This window comes from Chloroflexaceae bacterium (genome assembly GCA_025057155.1).
GTDB lineage: Bacteria > Chloroflexota > Chloroflexia > Chloroflexales > Chloroflexaceae > JACAEO01.
In genome coordinates this window covers 295,832-313,502 of the sequence record JANWYD010000002.1, presented here as the reverse complement: position 1 = coordinate 313,502, position 17,671 = coordinate 295,832, and the positions used below count along the sequence as shown (strand labels likewise).

17 protein-coding genes are annotated in these 17,671 nt (G+C 63.4%); 13 read left to right on the top strand and 4 right to left on the bottom strand.

What is annotated here, in order from left to right; genetic code table 11:
- Window positions 1-40: 40 nt before the first annotated feature.
- Both NZU74_02590 and NZU74_02585 read left to right on the top strand, forming a co-directional pair.
- The gene (locus NZU74_02590) at window positions 41-751 is read left to right on the top strand and encodes a DUF1641 domain-containing protein (GenBank protein MCS6880194.1); all 711 of its coding nucleotides are present in this window, start codon (window positions 41-43) and stop codon (window positions 749-751) included.
- 250 nt (window positions 752-1,001) lie between these two features.
- The gene (locus tag NZU74_02585; protein ID MCS6880193.1) at window positions 1,002-2,192 is read left to right on the top strand and encodes an NAD(P)/FAD-dependent oxidoreductase; all 1,191 of its coding nucleotides are present in this window, start codon (window positions 1,002-1,004) and stop codon (window positions 2,190-2,192) included.
- 120 nt (window positions 2,193-2,312) lie between these two features.
- Here NZU74_02585 and NZU74_02580 read toward each other — a convergent pair whose 3' ends face one another.
- The 4 genes from NZU74_02580 to NZU74_02565 form a co-directional block, all read right to left on the bottom strand.
- Window positions 2,313-3,659: an FAD-dependent oxidoreductase gene (locus tag NZU74_02580; GenBank protein MCS6880192.1), complete on the bottom strand. Its 1,347-nt coding sequence runs from the start codon at window positions 3,657-3,659 to the stop codon at window positions 2,313-2,315.
- A gap of 9 nt (window positions 3,660-3,668) precedes the next feature.
- Window positions 3,669-4,091, bottom strand: a complete 423-nt coding sequence (locus tag NZU74_02575; GenBank protein MCS6880191.1) for a rhodanese-like domain-containing protein — start codon at window positions 4,089-4,091, stop codon at window positions 3,669-3,671.
- A 198-nt stretch (window positions 4,092-4,289) separates the two neighbouring features.
- Entirely contained in the window at window positions 4,290-4,667 is a 378-nt protein-coding gene (locus NZU74_02570) for an ATP-binding protein (GenBank protein ID MCS6880190.1), read from the bottom strand.
- Window positions 4,668-4,940: 273 nt separating this feature from the next.
- Window positions 4,941-5,474, bottom strand: a complete 534-nt coding sequence (locus NZU74_02565; protein MCS6880189.1) for a hypothetical protein — start codon at window positions 5,472-5,474, stop codon at window positions 4,941-4,943.
- 762 nt (window positions 5,475-6,236) lie between these two features.
- Between NZU74_02565 and NZU74_02560 the strand changes: the two genes are divergently transcribed.
- From NZU74_02560 to NZU74_02510, 11 genes are all read left to right on the top strand, one after another.
- Window positions 6,237-7,664 (top strand): polysaccharide biosynthesis tyrosine autokinase, encoded by a 1,428-nt coding sequence (locus tag NZU74_02560; protein ID MCS6880188.1) that lies wholly within the window; start codon window positions 6,237-6,239, stop codon window positions 7,662-7,664.
- A gap of 190 nt (window positions 7,665-7,854) precedes the next feature.
- Window positions 7,855-9,156, top strand: coding sequence for an oligosaccharide flippase family protein (locus tag NZU74_02555; GenBank protein ID MCS6880187.1), 1,302 nt, complete (start codon window positions 7,855-7,857; stop codon window positions 9,154-9,156).
- Between the two features lie 4 nt (window positions 9,157-9,160).
- Window positions 9,161-10,543 carry a hypothetical protein gene (locus NZU74_02550; protein ID MCS6880186.1) on the top strand — a complete coding sequence of 461 codons (1,383 nt, stop codon included), beginning with the start codon at window positions 9,161-9,163 and terminating at the stop codon, window positions 10,541-10,543.
- A 20-nt stretch (window positions 10,544-10,563) separates the two neighbouring features.
- Entirely contained in the window at window positions 10,564-11,823 is a 1,260-nt protein-coding gene (locus NZU74_02545) for a glycosyltransferase family 4 protein (GenBank protein ID MCS6880185.1), read from the top strand.
- The gene (locus NZU74_02540; protein ID MCS6880184.1) at window positions 11,820-12,617 is read left to right on the top strand and encodes a polysaccharide deacetylase family protein; all 798 of its coding nucleotides are present in this window, start codon (window positions 11,820-11,822) and stop codon (window positions 12,615-12,617) included. Before NZU74_02545 ends, NZU74_02540 begins: the two co-directional genes overlap by 4 nt.
- Window positions 12,618-12,736: 119 nt before the next feature.
- The gene (locus NZU74_02535; GenBank protein MCS6880183.1) at window positions 12,737-13,414 is read left to right on the top strand and encodes a sugar transferase; all 678 of its coding nucleotides are present in this window, start codon (window positions 12,737-12,739) and stop codon (window positions 13,412-13,414) included.
- Window positions 13,415-13,639: 225 nt separating this feature from the next.
- A complete protein-coding gene (locus tag NZU74_02530) occupies window positions 13,640-14,509 on the top strand; it encodes a GNAT family N-acetyltransferase (GenBank protein MCS6880182.1) in 870 nt (289 codons plus the stop codon).
- 239 nt (window positions 14,510-14,748) lie between these two features.
- Window positions 14,749-15,399: a PIG-L family deacetylase gene (locus NZU74_02525; protein ID MCS6880181.1), complete on the top strand. Its 651-nt coding sequence runs from the start codon at window positions 14,749-14,751 to the stop codon at window positions 15,397-15,399.
- An 83-nt stretch (window positions 15,400-15,482) separates the two neighbouring features.
- Entirely contained in the window at window positions 15,483-16,139 is a 657-nt protein-coding gene (locus tag NZU74_02520) for an acetyltransferase (GenBank protein ID MCS6880180.1), read from the top strand.
- Between the two features lie 159 nt (window positions 16,140-16,298).
- Window positions 16,299-16,541, top strand: a complete 243-nt coding sequence (locus NZU74_02515; protein ID MCS6880179.1) for a hypothetical protein — start codon at window positions 16,299-16,301, stop codon at window positions 16,539-16,541.
- 62 nt (window positions 16,542-16,603) lie between these two features.
- On the top strand, window positions 16,604-17,668 hold the full coding sequence (locus NZU74_02510; protein MCS6880178.1) for a ketoacyl-ACP synthase III: 1,065 nt from the start codon (window positions 16,604-16,606) through the stop codon (window positions 17,666-17,668).
- Window positions 17,669-17,671: the final 3 nt, after the last annotated feature.

Below are 17,671 nucleotides of genomic sequence, written 5' to 3'. Positions count from 1 at the left end.
CTGCGGGTCGCTCTCCTTGAATAAGGTATTGGGGCATGCTATGACACACATATATTCGAATGGGGCAACCGTCGTCGAACCGGCGCCCGCCGAACTCGCCAGTGTAATGAACGCCCTCCTCGAGCGCCTGGAGCGCATCGAACAGAAACTGGCCCGCGTCGAGGCCCTCGCCGACCAGGCCCCGATGGCCCTGGCGGTGGCGACCGATACCCTCGATAGCCTTTACCGCGACGGGGCCCGGGCCGGCGTGGACGTTGACGAGCGCCTGAAGCTGGGCCTGATCGCCCTGGAGCGGCTCACCACCCCCGAAAACCTGCGCGCAATCGCCGGGCTGGCCGAGCAACTCCGCGTCCTCGACCAGGTGACCCGCCAGGCGCCCGGATTTATGGCCATGACCGTCGATATGATTGACGAACTCTACGCCGCCATTGGCCGCCAGGGCGTCAATCTGGAGGAGACCGCGAAGGAGGGTCTGGTCGCCTTTCGCAACTTCGTTACCCTGCTGCACTCCGATGAGGTGCGCGCCCTGCTCGACTCCGGCGTCATTGACCCCCGAACGCTGCAGGTCATCGGCGCCGCCGCCGACGCCCTCGTCAAGACGCAGCGCGAACCGCGCCGCGCCGGGCCGTTCACCCTGCTGCGGTCGCTGTTCGACCGTGACATCCAGCGTTCCCTGGGGTTCGCCCTGGGCTTCGCCGCCCGCTTCGGTCAGAATCTGCCCGCCGCGCCTGCCGAAACGACAAACGGCTGAAAAAGGGAGGAGCCGGGAGGGCGAAAAGCCCTTCTGAAAAAAAACCTTGCTTAACCCTGTGGCGCGCGACGCAGCCCCACAGATAGCTAATGAGTCTGTGAAAAGTTTCCTGGCATTCCCGCCCCCCTCCCAGCCTCCCCCCAACGGGGGGAGGAGCCGGACTCCCTCCCCCAGCAGAGGAGGGTTGGGGAGGGGGCGGAGTTACCGAAAAACTTCGTTCACAGAGTACTAATCAGGAGGAGAACCCGCCATGTCCACTACCCACTACCAGGTCGTCATTGCTGGCGGCGGCACCGCCGGCATCATGGTGGCCGCCCAGTTGATGGAATTGCCCTCGCCGCCCCAGGTGGCCCTGATTGAGCCTTCCACGCGCCACTACTACCAGCCCCTCTGGACCCTCGTCGGCGGCGGGGTGTTCCCCCGCGAGCAGTCAGTGCGCGACCAGGCCGACTACATCCCGCGCGGTGTGACCTGGCTCCAGACCAGCGTCGCCAGCTTCGATCCCGACGCCAACCGGCTGACCCTGAGCAACGGCGCCAGCATCACCTACGATTACCTCGTAGTGGCGCTCGGCATTCAAATTGATTGGGACAAGATCAAGGGCCTGAAGGAGAGCCTGGGCAAGCACAACGTCTGCTCCAACTACTCATACGACACCGTGGAGTGCACCTGGCAGAGCATCCGCACCTTCCGCGGCGGCAACGCGGTCTTCACCCAGCCCGGCACGCCGGTGAAATGCGGCGGCGCGCCGCAGAAGATCGCCTACCTGGCTGACGACTACTTCCGCCGCTCCGGGGTGCGCGAGCGCAGCACGGTGCAGTTCTACCACGCCGGGACCTCGATCTTCAGCGTCAAGAAGTATGCCGATGCCCTGCTACAGGTGGTCGCTCGCAAAGACATCGCATTGCACTTTCAGCACGAACTCGTCGAGGTGCGCGGCGAGGCCCGCGAGGCGATTTTCCACAACCTGGCCACCGGCGAACCCGTCACCGTTCACTTCGACATGCTGCACGTCACGCCGCCGATGAGCGCGCCCGATGTGATTAAGGCCAGCCCCCTGGCCCACGAAACCGGCTGGGTGGACGTGAACCAGTACACCCTGCAGCACCAGCGCTACGCCAACGTCTTCAGCCTCGGCGACTGCGCCAACCTGCCCACCTCAAAGACCGGCGCAGCGATTCGCAAACAGGCCCCGGTGGTGGTCGAGAACCTGCGCGCCCTGATCGCCGGGCAGCCGATGACCGCCGTCTACGACGGCTACACCTCCTGCCCATTGGTGACCGGCTACGGGCGCCTGATTCTGGCGGAGTTCGACTACGCCCTCGAGCCGAAGGAGACCTTCCCCTTCGACCAGGCCCAGGAGCGCTACAGCATGTACGCCCTGAAAGCCTACGGCCTCCCGGCGATGTACTGGAACGGCATGCTGCGCGGGCGGATGTAATGCCATTTTGGATTTGGGATTTTGGATTTTGGATCTGACACGCCGCGTCCTGACGCGGTCGGCGCCAAATCCCAAATCCCAAATCCCAAATCCCAAATCCCAAATCCCAAATCCCAGGTCTCACCCCTCGCGACGCGCCAGATTGGCCGCCACCAGGATCGGGTCCCACACCGGCGCGAAGGGCGGGGCGTAGCTCAAATCCAACTCGGCCAGTTCGTCCACCGTCCAGCCCTGGTGCAGCGCCGCGGCGATAATGTCAATCCGCTTTGCGACCCCCTCGGCGCCTACCAGTTGGCCGCCAAGCAGCCGGCGCGAACCGCTCTCGTAGACCAGCTTCACGTGGATGGGCTGGTGTCCCGGCATGTAGTGCGCCCGCGAGTTCGCCGTGGCGCTGACCGTCTCGACCTCGTAACCGCCAACCCGCGCCCTGGCTTCGGACAGGCCGCTGCTCGCCGCTTCCAGGTCAAAAACCTTCACCACCGCGGTGCCAACAATCCCTGGGAAGCGCGCGTCGCCACCGGCGACGTTTTCACCGGCCACGCGGCCCTGCTTGTTGGCTGTGGTGCCCAGCGGCACCCAGGCCGGCTTGCCCGTGACGCGGTGCAGGGCCTCGGCCACGTCGCCCGCCGCCCAGATGCCGGGCAGGTTCGTCCGCTGGTGATCGTCCACCGCCACTGCCCCGGTCGGCCCCAGGGCGATGCCCGCGGCGCGGGCCAGTTCTACATTCGGCCTGACTCCCACGGCCAGGATCACGATATCGGCGGGGATGCGCTGTCCTCCGGCTACCACCTCGCGTATCCGTTCATCGCCGCCGAAACCTTCAACCGGCTGATCCAGGCGCACCTCCACGCCCTGCCGCGCCAGCTCGGCCTGCACATGGCCGGCCATCTCAGGATCCAGGTTCGGCAACACCTGCGGCAACCGTTCCACCAGCGCAAGCCGAATGCCATGGGCCGCGAGGGCCTCGGCCATCTCCAGCCCGATGTACCCCCCGCCGATAATCACCCCGCGCGCGGGACGATGCTCGCGGATCCACTGCTGGATCGCCAGCGCGTCTTCGACCGTGCGCAGGGTGAAAATGCCTGGCAGGTTCACACCCGGAAAAGGCGGACGGCTCGCCACGCCGCCAGTCGTCAGCACCAGGGCGTCCCAGCGATCCCGGAACTCTGTCCCGTTGTTCAGATTGCGTACCAGCACCGTCCCGCCCGCTGGATCGATCTCCAGCACCTCGTGGCGCACCAGGGCGGTGATGCCCTGCTGCGCAAAGCGTTCCGGCGTGCGCACCACCACGTCCTCGACCCGGGGGATCTCGCCCTTGATCGCGTAGGGGAAGCCGCAAGAGCCATAGCTCACGTACCCCGAACGCTCATAGGCCACGATTTCCAGACCGGGATCGCTGCGTCGCGCCTTCGCCGCCGCACTCATCCCCGCCGCCACTCCCCCGACAATGATTACTCGTTTTGCCATATGCATCCCTCACGGTCGCTCAATCGCGTACCCGGCCGCAGCCCAGGCGCGCATTCCGCCTTCGACATTCGCTAGTCGGGTAAAGCCAGCCAGCGCCAGTTGCTCACAGGCGGTACGGCTGCGGTTACCTGATCGGCAGATGCAGACAATCGGGCGCTGGCGATCAAGCTCCCCTATGCGCCGCGCCAGTTCAGGGAGGGGAATGAGCACCGCTCCGGCCACATGCCCGTCCTGAGCGTACTCCTCCGGCGAGCGCACGTCCAGCAGGATGAGCGGCTCGCGGGCGTCGAGACGGGCCTTTAGTTCGGCGACGGAGATGTTGGCGTAGCCTGCCGGCGCCATTACGGGCCCCGCCGGGCGCGTCGCCATACCGCAGGCGGCCAGCGTCAGCGCCGCCAGCGCCAGCAGAACCAGACGAAATATTGCGCGCATAGCAGCACCTTTCTCTGCAACGTGCGTGGATCAAGCATTCCGGTCAGCGCCCTCATAAAACATCTTTTAGATGCCTGTCGCCCCTGGCGTATTACAACCCGCTTCGGCATTCCGCGCCCTCGGCAAGGTGAATCAGAAGCGGGCGCTCTGGCCCGACGCGCTCTCAACCCCCATCGCGCCCCCCGGAGACGTACTAACTCACGGGCGATCGTCAACCCCAGCCCGCTGCCGCCGCGCTCCCGCGAACGGCCCCGGTCGGCCGTAAAAACGCTCAAACACATGAGGCAGATCATCGGGAGCGATGCCCGCGCCAGTGTCTTCCACCTCCACCTGTAACGATCCATTCATTGCTGTTGCCGCCCGCGCCCGCAGGATGATCCGGCCGCCGGCAGGGATATGGCGCAGAGCGTTGCTCAACAGATTGTGCAGCACCTGCGCCAGGCGCTCCGGGTCGGCCAGGGCTTCGAGGAGGTCGCCGGGGGTTTCGACGTGCAGATGCACTCCCTGCCCGGCGGCCAGGTCGGCGAAGAGCGCCGCCTCGCGCGCCAGCAGCGGCCCCACCGCCACAGGCTGCACTGCAGATCCAGCCGCCCCGCCTCGGCCAGCGAGAGCATCCGCAGATCGTCCACCAATCGGCTCAGGCCCAGACTGGCCTCGTAGATCCGCGCCACTTCGTCCCGGATCAGAGAGTACACCTCCTAGAGCGTTTCTCGAAACGCCGGCCCCCCTCCGTGTCCTCAGTGGCTCAGTCTCCTCACTGATCGTCGGCGCTCTAAAACCCTTGTCTTATCGTAAACAATCAGACGGCGAGCGAGGGTAAACACCTCGCCCGCCGTTGTGAACATCGGGCTACCGGCGCGGGCCGCGCCGGGCCCCCCGCGGGCCTGACGGCCGCCCGCGGGCATATTGTCGCAGACCCCGTCCCCGTCGGCGTCCACGAAGTCCCTCGCGGTGCGCGCGCCCTGACCGGCGGGACCAACCACGCTGAACGGGCCGTTCGAGCCGTGCGGTCACATTGGCCCGCAGCGCGTCCAGACGCGCGTCGGCTTCGGCGCGGGTCAGGGCGCCGGCAGCAACCGCCGCGCTGAGACGCTCGGCGCGCGAAGCGATAAAGCTGTCTGCGAACGAGGCGACATCAACACCCCCGGCCCTGAGCGCCTCGGCGAGCGTCATCGCGCTCCGCAACTGCGCCAGCAACTCCACCCGGCTCACCCCAGGCTGTGCCGCCGCCGTCCCGACCAGCGACTGCTCCGGGCCGCCCAGACGGGCGCGGATCCACTGCGCGCGGCCAGCAGGCCCCTGGGCGAAGGCCCCCGCCGGCGCGCCGAGCGCCAGCGCGGCCGCCAGAATGCCCATCGTCATGAACATTATCAGGCGTTGCATCGTTATCCTCCTGTGCTTGCTTTCCGCTCCTGCGCGGCGCTTATCACACCTTCACTGTAGCAACCAGGTATGGAGATTTCGGTGGAGAACGCCTGGAAGGTTCCTGGAACTCTCCGGGACACACCCGCGCCTGCGCTGGTTTGAGAGGGCTGCACCTCCGAGAAACCTGTGCGTCCTCCTGGAGGTTTCGCACAACACAGACAATTGATGAATAAACCGTCATATCGCCAGGCATAGCAGCGCCGTAGTCAGGCCGAAAATAAACAAAAAGACAACCGAAACCTAACAATCATGTCAATATGAATGTTTTCAAATCCCTATTTCTTGATGTAGTACGCTCAAATTGCTATACTTGCTAGCGCGCAAGCAGGTTGCAGCTCACATTCTCGAATAACATCCAGCCGGGCTTCAGCGCCTCGCGAGTGACAGCGCTCCTCTTTAGAAAGACAAAAAGAAACGCCGCACTCGAAATGCGCTGATGCGATCTACACATGCCAGAGGCTGCACGCGCTCCAGACAATCCCGCGGCGTCTTCGCCACCGTCTGGCAGCGTTGCAATTCGCTTGCCAAAAAGACATTCGCCATTAAATCTCTAATATTATTGAAATGCAGAGCGATTATTGCGCAGGAAAGCATCCAACGCCGCTACTGTGAAAACCGTTCATTCGCTGAACTTCTGAGGCCTGTACTTCCCTGGGCAACGTCAACGGATCACATAGGCCAGGATGGAAGAGCCGCAACCACCTCAATGGAGGAAAGCACATGGAATTCAAGGCGTTTGCAAATCTGCTCTGGCGCTGGGCGTGGCTGATTGCCCTGATTTCACTGCTCAGCGGCGCGCTGGCCTATGTAGTGAGCCTGCAAATCACTCCGACCTACGAGTCACGGACGACCGTTACGGTTACTCGTCGAAGCGCACCCGACAGCGAGATCTGGGGTGTGAACGAACGCCCCATCGCCACCTACATGGAACTGTTGCGCAAGCGCCCCGTCCTGGAGAGCGTTATCGCCAGATTGCAGCTCAATACGACGCCCGAAGCGCTTGAACGGCGCGTGCGCGTTTCGCTCACCCGCAATACTCCGTTGATTGTGTTGACTGTTCGCGACTCCGATCCCGAACGGGCAGCCGCTATCGCCAACGAAATCGTCAATCTGGTGGCTCAACAAGGGCGCGAGCTGCTTGGCAACGATGTAACCTTCAGCCGCTATAACCTGTATGTCGTTGAACCCGCCCTGCCAGCAACGCGCCCGGCCAGCCCGCGCATCCCCCTCAACGTCGCCGTGTTTATGGTTGTCGGCGCGATGCTCGCCGCTGGCGGCATCCTGCTGCGCGAGTATTTTGACGACCGCGTGCGCTCCGCCAATCAAATCACCCGCCTCACTGGCGCCAGAACCCTGGTCACCGTCCCGCCCCAGGCCGCCGGTCCAGACAAGCCGGTGGTGCTGCGCGACGCTCTTTCGCCGGTCGCCGAGACCTATCGCCGTCTGCGCGTGCACATCGAGCATGCGGCGAAACAGCGACCCATCCACACCCTGCTGGTGACCAGCGCCGCCGACGGCGAAGGCAAGAGCACCACCCTGGCCAACCTGGCTGTCGTGCTGGCCGAGTCTGGCAAGCGCGTGATCCTGGTGGATACGGACCTGCGCAAGCCTACCCTGCACACGATCTTTCAGCAGCCGAATACACGCGGCGTCACCACAGCGCTTTATAGTGACGCCGCCAGCCTGGCCAGCCATCTCACGCCCACTGGCGTCACCAACCTCGATCTGCTGCCCAGTGGTCCACTGCCGGCAAATCCGGCCGAGGTGATCGGCTCGTCCCAGATGGCCAGCCTTGTCGAGCGACTGAAGCGACACGCCGATATTGTGCTCTTCGACAGCCCTGCCCTCCTGGCAGTGGCCGATCCTATTACCCTGGCCCGTCTCTGCGACGCCACCGTGCTGGTGGTGCGTTCCGGGCGCCTGCGTAGCGACGCGCTCGTCAGCGCCCTCGATCAACTTGCCCAGTTCGAGATCGAACCTCTCGGTGTGGTGTTGAACGCGCATAAAGGGGAGCACAGGCGCTACTACCAGACCAGGTCGTCCCGCCCCTCCGCCGTCCCGGCCCGTTCTCCCCAGACCGTCACCGCTAGCCGTGATGAGCCCGGCGGCACGACATCTACTTCCGGCTATCCCGCTATCGCCGAGTGATCAACGGGCGCCGCGGGTCGTTCGGAAGGCCGGCCGGCGCCCCTGAGATCAAGACGCGTTCACTTCGATTGTCGCAGTCCGCGCCAGCCTGGACGCAGCAGTTTCATCCCGGCCTGGATGACGCCGCCCAGAAGAGACTAGAAAACACGATATCAGCGGCAGGAACATGGCAGAAAGCTTGAAACCATCCGTGGCAGGCACCCCATCGCGCCTCTCGCTGCGCGCCAATTTCTCGTGGACCTTCCTGGGCAACGTCATCTTTGCCGCGTGCCAATGGGGCATGCTGATCGTGCTGGCAAAGCTCGGCACCCCGGAGATGGTTGGCCAGTTCGCGCTCGGTTCCGCCATCGCCGTACCGGTGCTGATGCTGACCAACCTTCAACTGCGTGATGTCCAGGCGACCGACGCGCGGGAGGAATACGCATTCGCCGACTACTTCGGCCTGCGCCTCATCACCGTCGCTCTGGCGATGCTCATCATCGGCGGGATCGTTCTGGCCCTGCGCTACCCGGTGGAAACCGCCCTGGTCGTCGTGGCCTTTGGCCTGTTCAAGGCGGTTGAGGCCATCAGCGACGTCATTTTCGGCATGCTCCAGCATCACGAACGCATGGATCGCGTCGCCCGGTCAATGATCCTCAGGGGCCTGCTCTCCCTGGCAGCCCTGGGCCTCCTGGTTTACCTCACCGGCAGCGTCTTCTGGGGAGTAATGGGCCTGGCCTTCGCCGGGATCGGGGTGGTGCTGCTGTACGACCTCCGCAGCGTCATGCTCATTCAGGGCCCGACACCCGGCGCCTCCAGTCCCGTGCAACTGGCGCGCAGCCTGCGCCCCCGCTGGCGCCCGCGCACCCTGCTGGCACTGACATGGCTGGCCCTGCCGCTGGGCATCTCCATGTTGCTGATCTCTCTCGTCACCAGCCTGCCGCGCTTCTTCGTCGGGCACTACCTGGGCGAATACACCCTCGGTATCTTCGCCGCCCTCACCTATTTGCAGGTGGCCGGGATGACCGTCGTGAGCGCCCTGGGGCAGTCGGCCCTGCCACGCCTGTCGCGGCACTACGCCACGGGCGACCGTCAGGCCTTCTCGCGCCTGCTGTTGCAGATGGGGGCCATTGGCCTGGCGCTTGGCGCGGGCGGAGTCGTCGTGGCTCTCGTCGCCGGTCGCCCGCTGCTCACGCTGATCTATCAGCCCGAGTATGCAACCTACACCTGGTTCTTCGTATGGGTCATGGTCTCCGCCGCCATCGGTTACGTCTCCTGGCTGATTGGCGAAGGGATGAAGGCCGCGCGCTACCTACGCGTGCAGGTGGTGCTGTTTGGGGTTCAGGTTGTGGTGCTGACCGCGCTGAGCGTCTGGCTCATCCCCTCGATGGGTATGACCGGGGTCGCCATCGTGATGATCGCAGCGTCGGCGGTGCATCTGATCGGAACGGTGCTGATCCTGGCCCACGCCATCGGTGCGCTGCCGGCCCGCAGGAGAAGTGAGGCGAGGTAACGGTATGAACCCTTCGCTTGCCCAGATGGCCTCATCACCAACGACCCTCCGGCGGCGCCTCGTGTTGTCGCTGCTGGTCGCTGGCGCGCTCGGCCAGCTCTTCAACAACATTGCGCTGGTGCGTATCAGCGAGTCCTTCGCCATTACTGTTCCGCTGTTGATCCTTGGCGCAGCGGCGGCCCTGGCCTTCTTTACTCCCGTCCCCCGACCGGCCGATGACACGCCAGTGATCCTCGCGGTCGTGTTGATCGGCTGGCAGATCTTCGTTGGTCTGGTCCTGGGCCTGACAACCAATCGTGAGTGGATCCAGCCATTCGGGCTGCTGCTCATCTATGCGCTGTGCTTCGCAAGCGCGGCGCGATTGATGATCACCGCCGATGATATTGGCTGGGCGGTAGCAACCGCTGCCGTGATGATCATCATGTTCGGCTCGTTCGGGATCATCCAGTTCGTATTGCTCAACTTCTTCGGTGTGGTGCTGGCGCTGCCAGAAGCGTTCTCCGCCGTGGTCTGGAATCCCCTTATTGATATTTACCGGACGGGAGGCGTGCTGCGACCGGCCGGATTGTCATACGAACCTTCCACCTTCTCGATTGCCCTCTCATTCGCCCTCGTGTTGCTGATGATGCTGACCAGCGTGTATTCCTTCAAGAACCGCAAGCTTTTGCTGGTCAGCGTGCTCGTGTTGCTGACGGCCAGTTTGCTCACCCTCTCCCTGTCGGGATGGGCAATCGCGGTTCCGGCGCTGGCCGTCAGCGTGCTCAACGCCCGTTTTCGGCGCTTTGCCATCCCGCTCATCATCATCGTCACTGCTGTTGTCATCTGGGCCTTGTATGCCGGAGTTGCACCGGTCGTCACCGACCGGCTGAATACGATAGCCGCTGGCGAAGATGAGTCGGCTAACGTGCGCGTGCTTGCCGCGCTCACGCTACTCGTCCATCCACCGCAGGATCTGCCCCACTTTTTCACCGGCACCGGTCTCGGACAGAACCCCGACTTTGCCGCCGTGATGGATGAAGTGTATTTGCGACGCTTTGGGATTACCGAACCATTTATCCACAACATTTTTACGGTGGTGCGCGTCACCCAGGGCTGGGTCGGCATAGCGTTGCACCTCATCTTGCTGTTTGCGGTCCTGCGTCCTGACGTGCGTCGCAATCGCGAGTTTTATCTGCCGATGTTCGTGATGGTCTTCGCCCTGCATTTTGCTTCGGGGTTCTACCTCGATCCCACCTTCTGGTCCATCCTGGCGCTGCTAATGGTGCTGCGACGCCTCGACGCGCGGCATCCCGAAACGACGCCCGCGCTGCAGCCGAATATTCGCAGCCTTCCGACCCGCGCCCGTGCAACCGCCGAGCACGCAGCGCGCATCGGCGGCAACGGCTGACACCGGCAAGGAGCGGTCCCATGCATTTCTGGCTGGTCAACCCCTTCGACCCGCTGCCCAGCGACCAGGGCGTCAGGCCCATGCGCTACCAGATGCTGGTGGCCGAGTTGCTGCGGCGGGGTCATACCGTAACGTGGCTCTGTTCAGATTTTCTCCATATCCCGAAGGTCTATCGCCGCACCGATACCCTGAACGACCTGCCCCGCGGGCTGCGCGCCGTATTGATCCACACCCGGCCGTACCGCAAGAACGTGTCCCTCACCCGGCTGCTCAACCACCGGGACTATGTCGTTGCCGTTCGCCGGTGGATGGCGCGCAATGCTCCGCCCGACGGCATCATCGTGAGCTATCCGCTGCCCGAAGCCGCCCTGGATTGCCTGCGCTACGGGCGCGCCCACGGCGTGCCGGTGGTGGTTGATGTGCAGGATATCTGGCCCGACGAGTTTCTCTCCCTGGCGCCACAGCAACTCCGCTGGGCGGCCCGGCTGGCGCTCACCCCGATGTTCCGCCGGTCGCGCCAGGTGTTTACGCTCGCAGAGCACTGCGTCGCCGTGAGCCAGCACTATCTGCGCGTCGTCACCGAGCGTCGCGGCGCGCCATTTGCCTACGGCCAGGTCTACTACCTGGGCTATGACCCCTCCATCGTGGACGGTAATGACAACGAGGGGTTGCCCGATCTGCTGGCCCGCGGCTTCACGCCCGAAACCACCAACATTGTGTTCGTTGGCACCCTGGGAACCTCCTACGATATTGACACCCTGATCGAGGCCGCTGGCGTTATCGCCTCCGAGGCGCCCCGGGTGCGCTTCTTCCTCGCCGGCGAGGGGCCGCTGCGCGAAACCTGGGAGACAAGGGCGCAAACACTTGGCCTCCAGAACATCACCTTCCTTGGATTTTTGAACATCACCCAGTTGCGCGCCCTGCTTACGCGCTCATTTGCCGGTCTGGTCGCGTTTCGCAGCAATCTGTACTCCATCCCTAATAAACCCAACGAGTATATGGCCTTCGGCCTGCCGCTGATCAGCTCGTTGAAAGGCGAACTCCAGCGCCTGATTGACAACGAGCCCCTTGGCGTCTCCTACGAAGCGCAGAATGTCCCCTCGCTCGTGCGCGCGCTGCGGCGCCTGATCGAAGACCCTGATTTTGCCGCGCTTTGTCGCCAGCGTGTGCGGCAGGTCTTCGCCGAGCGCTTTTCGGCGCAGAGCGTTTATCCCGCCTACGTGGATGATCTGGAGCGCATCTGCGCTTCTCGCGCGCCGCTGGAGGAGGTGGCGCAATGAGCCGCTTCGTGGCCTTGATGTACCACAACCTGGAGCGCGACCCGGCGAACCGCTACTCGCTGCCCATCGAAGTATTCGAGCAGCAGGTGGCCTGGCTCAGGGCCGAGGGTTATGTCATCGAGGGATTCCCTGAATTAGAAGCGCGCCTGGCGCGCGGCGCCCTCCCTCAGCGCTACGTTGTGATGACCTTCGATGACGGGCATCGCAGCAACCTGCGCGCCGCCGAGATCCTGTCGCGGGCCGGCGCCCAGGCGACGTTCTTCCTGACCCGCGACCTCTGCCGCCACAACCCGGCCTTCCTGCGCGACGGCGAGATCCGCGAACTGGCCAGCCTCTGCTCCGTCGGCGGTCACGGGGTTGCCCACGTGCCTCTCTCGCGCCTCGACGCCGCGCGGGCGCGCGCGGAACTGGCTGAAAGTAAAGCCTGGCTTGAAGACGTAACCGGCAAGCCCGTTACGACGATGAGCGCACCTGGCGGCTTCATCAACCGCGCCGTTCTGCGACAGGCCCGTGACCTGGGCTACACCCTCGTGGGCAACTCGGTGGAATGGTGGAACGAACCTGTCACTGTGAACGCCGAACGGCTGGTCAAACGCGTGGCGATCTGGCAAGGGATGCCGCTCAGCCTCTTCGCCCGCATCGTTCAACACGACGCGCATTACCTGCGCCAGCGACGACTGCGCGCTGGCACGTTGGAACTGGTGAAGCGCGCTATCCCGCTGCGCCTGTACCACGATCTTGGTCAGGCGCTGTATCGCCTGCATAACGATGTGCCTGAAAGACAGTTGAGTTGATCGTTGGGAGGAATGCGACCCGGTAGAGCGTAGCGTAGTTGCCTGACATCTGCACGTCGGTCACCATCGTTCGTTGGCGCGTCTGTTGTCTTACATCGCACCCTGGGGGGGAATGGGTCATGTACCGCAGCTTTGGCAAACGCCTGTTCGACCTCGTCCTGGTTGTTCCGGCTTTGATCCTGCTTGCGCCGATCATGCTGGTGATCAGCTTGCTGATATGGAAACAAATGGGCCGGCCGATCATTTTTACTCAGGAACGGGCCGGGTTGCACGGGAAACCCTTTCGCATCTTCAAGTTTCGCACCATGACCAACGAGCGCGACGCCGAGGGGCGGCTCCTGCCCGATTGTCAGCGCATCACGCCCCTCGGTCGCTTCCTGCGCAGCACCAGCCTCGACGAACTGCCCCAGCTCTGGAACGTGCTCCGCGGGGAGATGAGCCTGATCGGGCCGCGACCATTGCTGGTAAGGTATCTCGATCGCTACACGCCTGAACAGAACCGGCGCCACGAGGTGATGCCGGGGTTGACCGGCCTCCCGGCGCTGTTCGGGCGTAATGATCAGAGTTGGGAGGATATTCTGGCCCAGGATGTCTGGTATGTTGACCATTTGAGCTTCTGGCTGGATCTGAAAATCATCTTCGGTACACTGATTGTCGTGATCAGACGGAAAGGCGTAAGCCGGAGTTCAGAAGGCATAGTGCCCGAGTTCATGGGCACGGCAGCCACGCCTGCGCCGCCAGCCGCGCCGCTGGATATGAGCCGGTTGCCGGAACACGACCAGACGGTCGCGGCATAACCTTGTTCTGTACATCTCTCTGCCAACCGCAGACGGGAAACGAGCTGTCTCTATGCTGCTCCGACCGCTTGCCCGGCGAGCGGGGGGCCGGGGAGACTGGCGTTTCCCCGCACGTGTAACTCTCCGTAATTTGCCTGCCATCGGGGCGCCGCTCCTCACCCTTCACCGCCTCGCTGCAGTCAGCAGGGGAAGGGTGAGGAATCATTGATTTTCAGGGGGTCACCTATGCGCATCGAAGTTTTGCATTCAGTTGAAGCGGCGCGCGCGATCCTCGATGAAGCGGCGGCGCTGTTCCGTGTCTGCTTCAACCGTGAACTCGACCGCCGCCGCTGGTCGCAGCTCTACTTCCTCAACCCATATGGTCCGCCACTGGTCACACTTGCGTACAACGAGGCAGGTGAATTGATCGGACACAGCGGAATGATTCCGCAGAAACTGGTAGACGCCGGTGGCCGAGAATACGACTACAGCCTGTCAATCAGTCTGATGGTCGATCCGCGACATCGGGAGGGCTTCGCCACGTTTTACAGCCTCTTCAGCGCGGCAACCGCTGCAGCGCGCGAACGGGGCGTTCCATTCCTGCTGGCGTTCCCGAATGCCAACTCCTATCTGTTGATCAAGCACGGCTTCGGCTGGCGCGACCTGGTCGAGAGTCGGCTGTACGACTGGCATCCACACCCATCCGCGCCTTCTTCCGTCATGGTGACTCCTCTGGAACGTTTTCGCCTGGGAGACGAAATCGGCCACCCCTTCGACGCCACTTACCGCCAGTGGCGCAGCTACGACTGTCCTTACCGGGCGGAACTGGTCAACGACCGACTCGCGCTCATTTACAAGCTAACGGATGACAGAATTCTCACCGTGCTTGACGCCCAGACCGATTATCCCGAAAGCGCCGCCCACGACCTCGGCGCGCTGCTTGCCCATAGCGGGGCGACCAGGGCGCGGATGAGCGGAGTGCATGCGCAGGCGCTGGGCTTCGATCTCGCCACTCTGAGGCTGCATGGAGACTACCGGCTGCGGTTGTGCTACGCCCCCCTCAGCGCTCAGCCGCCTACGATGCGCTTTAGTTTATTGCTCTCTGATGTGTTCTAGCGTTCATCGCAATGTAATGAATGCGTAGTTGAATCCATTCACTGGCAATTGTGACCAGAAGTGTTGACGATTTGTACAACTAGAATTGTGAGGTTTCCTGGGAGGGCTTCACCCCCTCAGGCTCTCCTCCGCAGCGAAGGTATTGAAGAGAAACTCCACCTCCTGCGGCCCCCCCAACCGTTAAGCGACCGTCCGCGCAGCGAAACCATAAGAAAGGGGGCAATCTAATGAATGTATTGGTGATCGCAACGCACGCGGATGATGAAGTGCTCGGCTGTGGCGGAGTGATGGCTCGCCACGCCGACAGGGGCGACAAGGTGCACGTAGCCGTGGTCACCCGGGGCGATCCCGCGGTCTTTCCGCCGGCCTATGTCGAAGAGATTTTCAGCGAACTCCGAGCCGCGCACCGGCTTCTGGGCGGCGCCGGGATCCATTTCCTGGACTTCCCCTCGCCGCGGCTGGACACAGTACCGGGGTACGCCCTGGCTGACGCGCTCCGCAAGCTGATCTTCGACCTGCAGGCCGAGGTGGTGTACGCGCCCTATCAGGCCGATCTGCACGTTGACCACCAGGCAGTGTATCAGGCGGCCCTGGTGGCTTCGCGTCCCATTAATGGCTGCCCTGTGCGGCGTCTGCTCTGCTATGAGACACTGTCAGAGACCGACTGGGCCTCTCCCTTCGGGCACAGCACCTTTACGCCGACAGTGTTCGTGGATATTTCCGATTATCTGGACCGGAAGCTACAGGCGATGCAATGCTATCGCACCCAGCTCAAGGCGCCACCGCACTCCCGTTCGCTTCAATCGCTGGAGGCGCTGGCCCGTCTGCGCGGCGGCACTGTCAGCATGCCGGCCGCCGAGGCCTTTATGCTGGTTCGCGAGATCAGCTAGGACGCCCCGGCCGGACAGGCCGGCGGGAGCGTCCGGGTTCGATGCCTGTAACCGGCCAGGGTTACCAGTGTGGAGGTCAGCTCATGCCTCAGCGCCCGCTTATCGTGGTTGGCAGCGGCGGTTTCAGCAAAGATGTCGTCTGGGCCTTTCAGAACGCCAATGCGGCGCGCGCGGCCTACACCCTGCTGGGCTTCTGCGACGACGACCCCGCGAAACACGGGCAGACAATCATGGGTTACCCGGTGCTCGGCGCCCCGGAAGCGGTGGCGGCAACCCTCGGCGAACCCGCCTGCTTCATCTGCTCGATTGGCGACAACACGGCCAGACAGAAAGTTGTAGCCCGCGTGCTCGACCTGGGTTGGATCCCGTCAACCATCATTGATCCCTCGGTGATGATCGCCGAGGAGGTCGAGATCGGCCAGGGAACCTACATCGGCGCGCGGGCCATCCTCTCGCCCAGAGCGCGCATCGGCAACTATGTGCTGATCAACAACCACACGACCATTGGGCATGACTGCGTTATCGAAGACTTCGCCCAGGTCGCGCCGGGCGGGCGCGTGTCCGGCTTCAGCGTGCTCAAGGAAGGGGCGTTGCTGGGGGCCAATGCGGTCATTGCCCAGGGGCGCACCCTGGGGCGCTTTGCCACCCTGGGCGCCAGTTCCTTCGCTATGACAAACATCCCTGATGGCGCGACAGCCATTGGTGTTCCCGCACGGGTAGCGTTTCATCGCCAGGTATAGTCAGTCCATAGCACTGGCCGCGCTAATCGTTCGGCCCAACTCGGATGCAGCACTACCGGTCTGATAGCCGGAAGATAGTACATACAAACGGCAAAGGGCGTGGAAGGGCGAAGCCCTTCCCGAAAAAAATCAACTCGTCGCGACTGAAAGGAGTTTTGTATGACCCGCGCAGAGCTACGACGCATTGTGGCCGATGTGCTCGAAGTTGATCCAGAGTTGTTGCAGAGCGACACGGAATTGACGCAGATCGAGACCTTCACGTCGGTGGCTGTTCTGACGTTAATGATCGAACTGGACATGCAGGCGGGCGTGAAGATTCTGCCTGAAGAGGCGAGCAAGCTCCGCCGGTACGGCGATATCGAGGCGGCGGTCGAACGGCACGGCGTCACGCTAAGCGATTGAGCAAAGATCGGCAGCGTGACGGAGATGGAAACGCCTTGCACTAATGAAAGTGGAATAGCCCGATGAACTCCGCGATTACGGCTGTTCACTACTGTGTGCCGCGCCAGCGTCTGACGCACGCTGAACTGGTTGAGCGCTTCGGCGCGCAGCACATGGAAGCGATTGTGAAAATGTCGGGAATCCGTGAGCGGCGCGTCGTCGCGCCGGGTGAGACGGCCGCCGACCTGGCCTACTGGGCCGCGCGGCGCCTGCTCGATGACCGGCAGATTGACCCGGCGAGCATTGATCTGCTGATCTTCGCCTCCCAGACCGGCGACTATCAGGTGCCGGCAACTGCGTGCGTGCTCCACGAACGCCTGGGCCTGAGCCAGAACTGCGCCGCCTTCGACATCGGGATGGGCTGCTCCAGCTACCCTTACAGCCTGAGCGTGGCCCACAGCATGCTGGCGGCCGGCCTGGCGCGCAAGGCCCTGGTGCTGGTCGCCGAAGCCCTCACACCCTACATTCACCCTCAGGATCGGGCGCTGGCGCCCCTCTTCGGCGATGGGGCCGCGGCAACCTTGCTTGAACCGATCAATGGGTCAGGCGGCTTTCTGGGCTTCCTGCTGGGGACAGACGGCAGCGGTTACCGCAGTATTATTATGCCCGCTTCGGGCGCACGCATGCCCCGCACGGCCGAGACGCGCCGCGAGCAGACCGATGAGACGGGCATTGTGCGCACGCAGGAGCACCTGCATATGGACGGCCCGGCGGTCTTCTTCTTTTCGGTTCAGCATGTTCCGAAGATGATCCGGCTGGCACTGGAGCGTTTCCAGTGTACCCTCGATGATGTTGATCTGGTGTTGCTGCACCAGGCCAACAAGACGATGGTTGATCAGATCTATCGGGCGCTCAAGGTGCCGCCGGAGAAGCGTTTTTACTGGATGGAGGAACTCGGCAACACCTCGGGCGCATCAACGGCCATTCTTCTGGCCGAGGCGGCGCGCCAGGGCAGGCTCCAGCCGGGAATGCGCGTGCTGCTCGCGGCTTTTGGCAACGGGCTGTCGTGGGGTGTGACGGCGTTTGAGTGGAACGAACGCGCTGCAGTCGTCCAGGCGCCAATCGAGCCGGGTGTAGCGGACGAGTAACCT

What these genes read in the sequence shown, in the direction of transcription:
- NZU74_02585 (MCS6880193.1), top strand. Translation starts at nt 1,002, where the DNA reads ATGTCCACTACCCACTACCAGGTCGTCATTGCTGGCGGCGGCACCGCC.
- NZU74_02550 (MCS6880186.1), top strand. Translation starts at nt 9,161, where the DNA reads ATGAACCCTTCGCTTGCCCAGATGGCCTCATCACCAACGACCCTCCGG.
- NZU74_02575 (MCS6880191.1), bottom strand. Translation starts at nt 4,091, where the DNA reads ATGCGCGCAATATTTCGTCTGGTTCTGCTGGCGCTGGCGGCGCTGACG.
- NZU74_02560 (MCS6880188.1), top strand. Translation starts at nt 6,237, where the DNA reads ATGGAATTCAAGGCGTTTGCAAATCTGCTCTGGCGCTGGGCGTGGCTG.
- NZU74_02545 (MCS6880185.1), top strand. Translation starts at nt 10,564, where the DNA reads ATGCATTTCTGGCTGGTCAACCCCTTCGACCCGCTGCCCAGCGACCAG.
- NZU74_02520 (MCS6880180.1), top strand. Translation starts at nt 15,483, where the DNA reads ATGCCTCAGCGCCCGCTTATCGTGGTTGGCAGCGGCGGTTTCAGCAAA.
- NZU74_02540 (MCS6880184.1), top strand. Translation starts at nt 11,820, where the DNA reads ATGAGCCGCTTCGTGGCCTTGATGTACCACAACCTGGAGCGCGACCCG.
- NZU74_02535 (MCS6880183.1), top strand. Translation starts at nt 12,737, where the DNA reads ATGTACCGCAGCTTTGGCAAACGCCTGTTCGACCTCGTCCTGGTTGTT.
- NZU74_02590 (MCS6880194.1), top strand. Translation starts at nt 41, where the DNA reads ATGACACACATATATTCGAATGGGGCAACCGTCGTCGAACCGGCGCCC.
- NZU74_02515 (MCS6880179.1), top strand. Translation starts at nt 16,299, where the DNA reads ATGACCCGCGCAGAGCTACGACGCATTGTGGCCGATGTGCTCGAAGTT.
- NZU74_02530 (MCS6880182.1), top strand. Translation starts at nt 13,640, where the DNA reads ATGCGCATCGAAGTTTTGCATTCAGTTGAAGCGGCGCGCGCGATCCTC.
- NZU74_02510 (MCS6880178.1), top strand. Translation starts at nt 16,604, where the DNA reads ATGAACTCCGCGATTACGGCTGTTCACTACTGTGTGCCGCGCCAGCGT.
- NZU74_02565 (MCS6880189.1), bottom strand. Translation starts at nt 5,474, where the DNA reads ATGCAACGCCTGATAATGTTCATGACGATGGGCATTCTGGCGGCCGCG.
- NZU74_02580 (MCS6880192.1), bottom strand. Translation starts at nt 3,659, where the DNA reads ATGGCAAAACGAGTAATCATTGTCGGGGGAGTGGCGGCGGGGATGAGT.